The organism is Streptomyces sp. NPDC058691, from assembly GCF_042714775.1.
In the GTDB taxonomy this organism is placed as follows: domain Bacteria; phylum Actinomycetota; class Actinomycetes; order Streptomycetales; family Streptomycetaceae; genus Actinacidiphila.
Genome location: NZ_JBHXSO010000022.1, coordinates 122,682 through 129,005, shown reverse-complemented (window position 1 = coordinate 129,005; position 6,324 = coordinate 122,682). Strand labels below are relative to the sequence as shown.

7 protein-coding genes are annotated in these 6,324 nt (G+C 68.1%); 4 read left to right on the top strand and 3 right to left on the bottom strand.

Annotation, left to right across the window (positions count from 1 at the left end):
• The 3 genes from ACFWVC_RS17975 to dnaA all read right to left on the bottom strand — a co-directional run.
• A partial coding sequence (locus ACFWVC_RS17975) for an NAD(P)-binding domain-containing protein (RefSeq protein WP_384286189.1) occupies window positions 1-95 on the bottom strand: 95 nt, incomplete at its 3' end.
• 85 nt (window positions 96-180) lie between these two features.
• The gene (gene dnaN / locus ACFWVC_RS17970) at window positions 181-1,311 is read right to left on the bottom strand and encodes a DNA polymerase III subunit beta (protein ID WP_384286173.1); all 1,131 of its coding nucleotides are present in this window, start codon (window positions 1,309-1,311) and stop codon (window positions 181-183) included.
• A gap of 908 nt (window positions 1,312-2,219) precedes the next feature.
• Complete coding sequence (dnaA, locus tag ACFWVC_RS17965) at window positions 2,220-4,019, bottom strand: chromosomal replication initiator protein DnaA (protein WP_384286171.1); 1,800 nt, start codon at window positions 4,017-4,019, stop codon at window positions 2,220-2,222.
• A gap of 388 nt (window positions 4,020-4,407) precedes the next feature.
• Between dnaA and rpmH the strand changes: the two genes are divergently transcribed.
• The 4 genes from rpmH to yidC are packed head-to-tail and all read left to right on the top strand — an operon-like array spanning window position 4,408 to window position 6,313.
• Complete coding sequence (rpmH, locus tag ACFWVC_RS17960; protein ID WP_003975051.1) at window positions 4,408-4,545, top strand: 50S ribosomal protein L34; 138 nt, start codon at window positions 4,408-4,410, stop codon at window positions 4,543-4,545.
• Window positions 4,546-4,572: 27 nt separating this feature from the next.
• On the top strand, window positions 4,573-4,947 hold the full coding sequence (gene rnpA, locus ACFWVC_RS17955) for a ribonuclease P protein component (RefSeq protein ID WP_384286168.1): 375 nt from the start codon (window positions 4,573-4,575) through the stop codon (window positions 4,945-4,947).
• On the top strand, window positions 4,944-5,264 hold the full coding sequence (yidD, locus tag ACFWVC_RS17950; RefSeq protein WP_384286165.1) for a membrane protein insertion efficiency factor YidD: 321 nt from the start codon (window positions 4,944-4,946) through the stop codon (window positions 5,262-5,264). Before rnpA ends, yidD begins: the two co-directional genes overlap by 4 nt.
• A gap of 2 nt (window positions 5,265-5,266) precedes the next feature.
• Window positions 5,267-6,313, top strand: a complete 1,047-nt coding sequence (gene yidC, locus ACFWVC_RS17945) for a membrane protein insertase YidC (protein ID WP_384286163.1) — start codon at window positions 5,267-5,269, stop codon at window positions 6,311-6,313.
• Window positions 6,314-6,324 lie beyond the last annotated feature (11 nt).

Here is a 6,324-nt window from a genome sequence, read left to right as displayed (position 1 = left end):
TTGCGGTCGTAGCCGATGACAGTGTGTCCGGCCTGGCGGATGCGGGTGCGCATGTTCCCGCCCATCTTGCCGAGACCGATGAGACCGAGCTCCATCGTTGATCCTTCGTTCGAAGCCTGCCTGACCTAGGTCGAGCCTACGTCGGCCCCCAGGGGCCGACGTGACCGGACAGGCCTCGCATCAGCCGGACAGCCGGACCGGCATGATGAGGTACTTGTACGCGTCGTCCGCCTCGGCGTCGGCGGCCGGACGGCCGCTCAACAGCGCGGGCTTGGTGGACGTGGTGAACGACAACTGCGCCACGGGGGAGTCGATCGCGCTCAGACCGTCCAGCAGGAAGGTCGGGTTGAAGGCGATCGAGATGTCGTCGCCGTCCAGCTTGGCGTCCACCCGCTCCACAGCCTGTGCATCGTCGCTGGACCCGGCCTCCAGGGTCAGCACGCCCTGCTCGAAGCTCAGCCGGACCGGCGTGTTGCGCTCGGCCACCAAGGCGACGCGCTTGACGGCCTCGACGAACGGGGGCGTCTCGATGACGGCGACGGAGTTGAACTCGGTCGGGAAGAGCGTCCGGTACTTCGGCAGATCGCCCTCGAGCAGCCGGGTCGTCGTACGGCGGCCCGCGCCCTCGAAGCCGATCAGGCCCTCGCCCGCGCCGGAGCCGGCCAGGGCGATGGAGACCGAATCCCCGTTGGTGAGCGACTTGGCGGTGTCCAGCAGGGTCTTGGCGGGCACCAGGGCGACCGCGGAGATGTCCGGGGTCTCCGGCTTCCACAGGAACTCGCGGACCGCGAAGCGGTAGCGGTCGGTGGCGGCCAGGGTGACCGTGTCGCCCTCGATCTCGATGCGCACACCGGTGAGCACCGGGAGGGTGTCGTCACGGCCGGCCGCGATGGCGACCTGGGCGGCGGCCGCGGCGAAGACCTCGCCGGGGACCGTGCCGGAGGCGGTCGGCATCGCGGGCAGTGCCGGGTACTCGTCCACAGGCAGGGTGTGGAGTGTGAATCGCGAGCTGCCGCAGACGACGGTCACGCGCACACCGTCGGTGGAGATCTCCACAGGCCTGTTGGGAAGTGCCCGCGAGATGTCAGCGAGCAGCCGGCCGGAGACCAGGACGGTGCCGTCCTCCTCGACGTCGGCCTCGACGGAGACCCGGGCCGAGACCTCGTAGTCGAAGCCGGACAGGCTCAGCTGGCCCTCCTCGGCCTTCAGCAGCAGCCCTGCCAGGACCGGCACCGGGGGACGGGCCGGGAGACTGCGGGCCGCCCAGGCCACTGCCTCCGCGAGTACATCGCGCTCCACCCGGATCTTCACCGGAACCGCCTCCTGCTGTTGCTGGCTGTCTGTGGCCGAACTGTCTCTTGGCCCTGCTGGCCCTCTTGCCGGGGAACAGTCTGACAGCCGCCACCGACATGCGGTGCGCGATGGGGTCAAGCCGGAGCGGGAGGGCTCGGACGGTCGCCGGCTCGTTTGTGCACAGGCCCCGCTTCGAAGCAGGTCTCCCGGTATCTATCCCTGGTCGTAGTAATAGGGGGTGTGGATACCGTGGATAAGTGGTCTCTGTGCAGGTCAGGCCCTGTTTTTTATCCACCGCGCCTGTGGGTGGCGCCCGTGGACAAACAGCCCCGTCTGTGGACAGCCCGAAGTTGTGCACACGCGATGCACAGGAAGGGTCCGGTTCTCCCCAGCACTGTCCCCAGGAATACCCAGGTTCTCCCCAGCCCAACCCACCACGTTGGTGTGACGCGGTTCACTCCGACCGGTGAGTCGTCGTGTCGGGTTGCCGAACAGTGGACAGAACTGTGGAGAAGCCGCCCCGAGATGGGGACAACCGCCCCGAACCTGTGGGCGGCCGGTGGACAACTTCGTGGACGCCCTTGTGGGCGGCCTGGGCGTCCACAGTCTGTGGATCCGGGTTGCCCACAAATCCACACGCCTCCCAGCAGGCGCGATGAGTCTCCCACGGCCCCGGCTGTGGACGAGTTCTGGACAACTCGGGCATCCCCAGGCTGTGGACAGGGACATCCGGCCCCTCGCTGTGGAGAGACGTTCCTGTGGGCGGCTCGCGGCCGGCGCGTTCGAACAAAGCGAAGCGCCCCGGGAGTTGGACCCGGGGCGCTGAGGACGCGTGGAGGCCGCCGAAGCGGCCGCGCACAGGACTGCGAAGGGGCTGTGAGGGGGCCGCGGCGCGCTTCCGCTCGGCCCCTGGCCCCCGGCCGCGGTCAGCTCTTGATGCGGTTGGTGAGCTCGGTGACCTGGTTGTAGATCGACCGCCGTTCCGCCATGAGGGAGCGGATCTTCCGGTCGGCGTGCATCACGGTCGTGTGGTCGCGGCCGCCGAACAGCGCGCCGATCTTCGGCAGCGACAGATCGGTGAGCTCACGGCACAGGTACATGGCGATCTGGCGTGCCGTGACGAGCACCCGGCTGCGGGAGGAGCCCGACAGGTCCTCCACGTCCAGCCCGAAGTAGGAGGCCGTCTCCGCCATGATCGCCTGGCCGCTGATCTCCGGCACGGAGTCCTCGCCGCCCGGGATCAGGTCCTTCAGGACGATCTCGGTCAGCTGCAGATCGACCGGCTGCCGGTTCAGGCTCGCGAACGCGGTCACCCGGATCAGCGCGCCCTCCAGCTCGCGGATGTTGCGCGAGATCCGGGAGGCGATGAACTCCAGTACCTCCGGCGGGGCGTTGAGCTGCTCCTGCACGGCCTTCTTGCGCAGGATCGCGATCCGGGTCTCCAGCTCCGGCGGCTGGACGTCGGTGATCAGGCCCCACTCGAAACGGTTGCGGAGCCGGTCCTCCAGGGTCACCAGCTGCTTGGGCGGCCGGTCCGAGGAGAGCACGATCTGCTTGTTCGCGTTGTGCAGGGTGTTGAAGGTGTGGAAGAACTCCTCCTGCGTCGACTCCTTGCTCGCCAGGAACTGGATGTCGTCGACGAGCAGGATGTCCATGTCGCGGTACCGCTTGCGGAACGCGTCCGCCTTGCCGTCGCGGATGGAGTTGATGAACTCGTTGGTGAACTCCTCCGAGCTCACGTACCGGACCCGGGTCCCCGGGTACAGGCTCCGCGCGTAGTGCCCGATGGCGTGCAGCAGGTGGGTCTTGCCGAGGCCGGACTCCCCGTAGATGAACAGCGGGTTGTACGCCTTGGCCGGCGCCTCGGCGACCGCCACCGCGGCGGCGTGCGCGAAGCGGTTGGAGGCGCCGATGACGAAGGTGTCGAAGAGGTACTTGGGGTTCAGCCGGGCGGTCGGCTCGGCCGGGCCGCCGGAGCTGCCGCCGGAACCGGGTCCGTTGCCCGTGCCGCCGCCGTGGCCGGAGGAGCTGTGCCCGTTGTGACCGCCGTGGCTGTTGTGACCACCGTGGCTGTTGTGGCTTCCGGGCCCGCCGGGCCCGCCGCCGTGGGGGCCGCCCGGTGTGCGGGGGGCGGGCATCGGGGGCAGTTGGGTCGTGGAGGGCTCGCGGCGGGGCGGGATCTGGTGCGCCGGCGGCATGTCGTAGCGCGACGGGGGCGACGGGTAGGGCTCGCGCTCCTGGAAGTCGCCGAGCCGCTGCTGCTGCCAGTGGTCCTCGGGATCGCGGGGCGGCCAGCCGCCCGGGGAGCCGGCCTGGTGCTCGGGGTACGCGCGGCGCATCCGCGGGCCCTCCCCGTAGCCGTGCTGCGGCTCGCCGTAACCGGAGGGCTCGGGGTCGTATCCGCCCTGCTGTGATTCATGAAGGGGCGGGGGCGGTGCGGGAGCCGCCTCCTGCTCGCTGCCCGAGGCGACGGCGATGGCGATACCCACGGGATGACCGAACTCACGGCTGAGCACCTCGGTGATCAGCGGGAGGAGCCGTCCTTCCAGCACGCTCTTGGCGAACTCGTTCGGCGCCGAGAGCACGGCGGTGCCCGCCACCAGGGCGAGCGGCTGGGTGCGCTGGAGCCAGTCCGCGTCCTTCGGCTTCAGGTCGTCGCCGTCGACGAGAAGTTTCTGCAGGACCCTTGGCCAGACTGAGGCAAGATCGGCAGTTACGTCAGCCACAGGGCACGCTCTCTCGGTCGCTGGTAGGTGCCGATGGGTCCCACGAAGGTGTGGTTCTTGGGACGGACGGGAATGTTTTGGGGTTCTGCCACGGTAGTCAGCCGGGCCTACCTGGTTCAAGTCGTTGTCCACAGGGTGTGCAAAACCACGTCCGGATGGCGGCGCCCACCGGCCGCCGGTCCCGCTGGTTTGACCTGATGCCTCAGCCGCGCGTACCGTAACCAGGTCGAGTTGTCGATGGCTGCTGCCGCCTGCCTACCGATGGGCGAGGGTCACCAAGGTGATCGTTAAGCGGTGCACACCTGGGATGTTCCGCGAGTTTCTCGTGGGCGCACGGTGACAGCCAGGCGACGCCCCGCCAACACACGATTCATCCTGGAGCCCCCGAGTGAGCAAGCGCACCTTCCAGCCGAACAACCGTCGTCGCGCCAAGACCCACGGCTTCCGGCTGCGCATGCGTACGCGTGCCGGCCGCGCCATCCTCGCGACCCGCCGTAGCAAGGGCCGCGCCCGTCTGTCCGCCTGATCGCACCGAAGCGCGAGGTGTGATGCCGTGCTGCCCACCGAGAATCGGCTGAGGCGGCGGCAGGACTTCGCGAGCGCGGTACGTCGAGGACGCCGGGCCGGACGACCTCTCCTGGTCGTTCACCTGCGCACCGACACTGACACACGTGACCCGCACGCGGCGGGGGGAAGTGCCCCCCCGGCGCGTGCGGGTTTCGTTGTCAGCAAGGCCGTCGGAGGCGCTGTCACCCGGAACCTGGTCAAGCGTCGCCTTCGTCACCTTGTTCGCGAACGTCTGTCCGTGCTGCCCCCCGGTAGCCTGGTAGTCGTACGAGCGCTGCCCGGTGCGGGTGACGCAGACCATTCACAGCTGGCCCGAGACCTGGATGCCGCCCTCGGGAGGCTCCTGGGGGTGGCGCCATGAAGTACCCGCTACTGGCATTGATCAAGATCTACCAGTGGACCATCAGCCCGTTGCTCGGTCCGGTCTGCAAGTACTACCCCTCGTGTTCTCACTACGGGTATACGGCGATCGATCGGCACGGCGCGATCAAGGGCACCGCCTTGACCGCGTGGCGGATCCTGCGTTGCAACCCGTGGTCGCTCGGCGGCGTGGACCATGTCCCGCCGCGCAAGCGACCGCCGTGGCACGCTCGCCTGCGTGACGCCCTCCGGGGCGACACAGCGGGCGGGTCCGTTACTCCCGAGCCCGTCGAGACCCCTAACGCCCAAGGAGCCTGACCGTGGGGATCTTGAACCCCCTCTACGACGCAGTTTCGTGGATCATCGTCCAGTTCCACTCGCTGTACAGCCTTGTCTTCGACAAGGACAGCGGATTGGCCTGGGGTCTGTCGATCGTCTCGCTGGTGGTCCTGATCCGGATCTGCCTGATCCCGCTCTTCGTGAAGCAGATCAAGGCGACCCGGAACATGCAGGCGCTCCAGCCGAAGATGAAGGCGATCCAGGAGCGCTACAAGAACGACAAGCAGCGTCAGTCCGAAGAGATGATGAAGCTGTACAAGGAGACGGGCACCAACCCGCTCTCCTCGTGTCTTCCCATCCTGGCGCAGTCGCCCTTCTTCTTCTCGCTGTACCACGTCCTCAGCAACATCGCGAAGGGCAACCCGGTGGGCGTGCTGAACGCCGACCAGGTCGCCAGCGCCCAGAAGGCACACATCTTCGGTGCCCCGCTCGCCGCGACGTTCAGGGACGGCGCCGACAAGGTCGCCTCGCTCGGTGCCTCGGTCACCGACGTGCGCGTCGTCACGATCATCATGATCGTCCTGATGTCGGCCTCGCAGTTCTACACGCAGCGCCAGCTGATGACCAAGAACGTCGACATGACGGTGAAGACCCCGTTCATGCAGCAGCAGAAGATGCTGATGTACGTCTTCCCGGTCATGTTCGCCGTCTTCGGCATCAACTTCCCGGTCGGTGTCCTCATCTACTGGCTGACCACCAACGTGTGGACCATGGGCCAGCAGATGTTCGTGATCCGCCGTAACCCGACGCCGGGCAGCCTGGCCTACCAGCAGCGCCAGGAGCGCCTGAAGGCCAAGGGCCTGCTCAAGGAGGAGCCCGCCGCTGCCAAGGAGGCGCAGGACGCCGCCCCGGTCAAGCGCGCGCAGCCCAAGCGGCAGACGAAGTCCCAGCGTCAGACCGGCGGCACCGGCCAGCCGGCCGCGGCGGGCAGCAGCAAGCCCAAGCCGGGCGGTGGTGGTGGTGCCGCGGGCACCAAGCCCAAGCCCAGCAGTGGCGTGGACAAGCCGAACCTGTCGAAGAAGAAGTAGTAGAGGAGCCC

Coding starts and splice junctions, on each gene's coding strand:
- yidD (WP_384286165.1), top strand. CDS start 4,944: ATGAAGTACCCGCTACTGGCATTGATCAAGATCTACCAGTGGACCATC.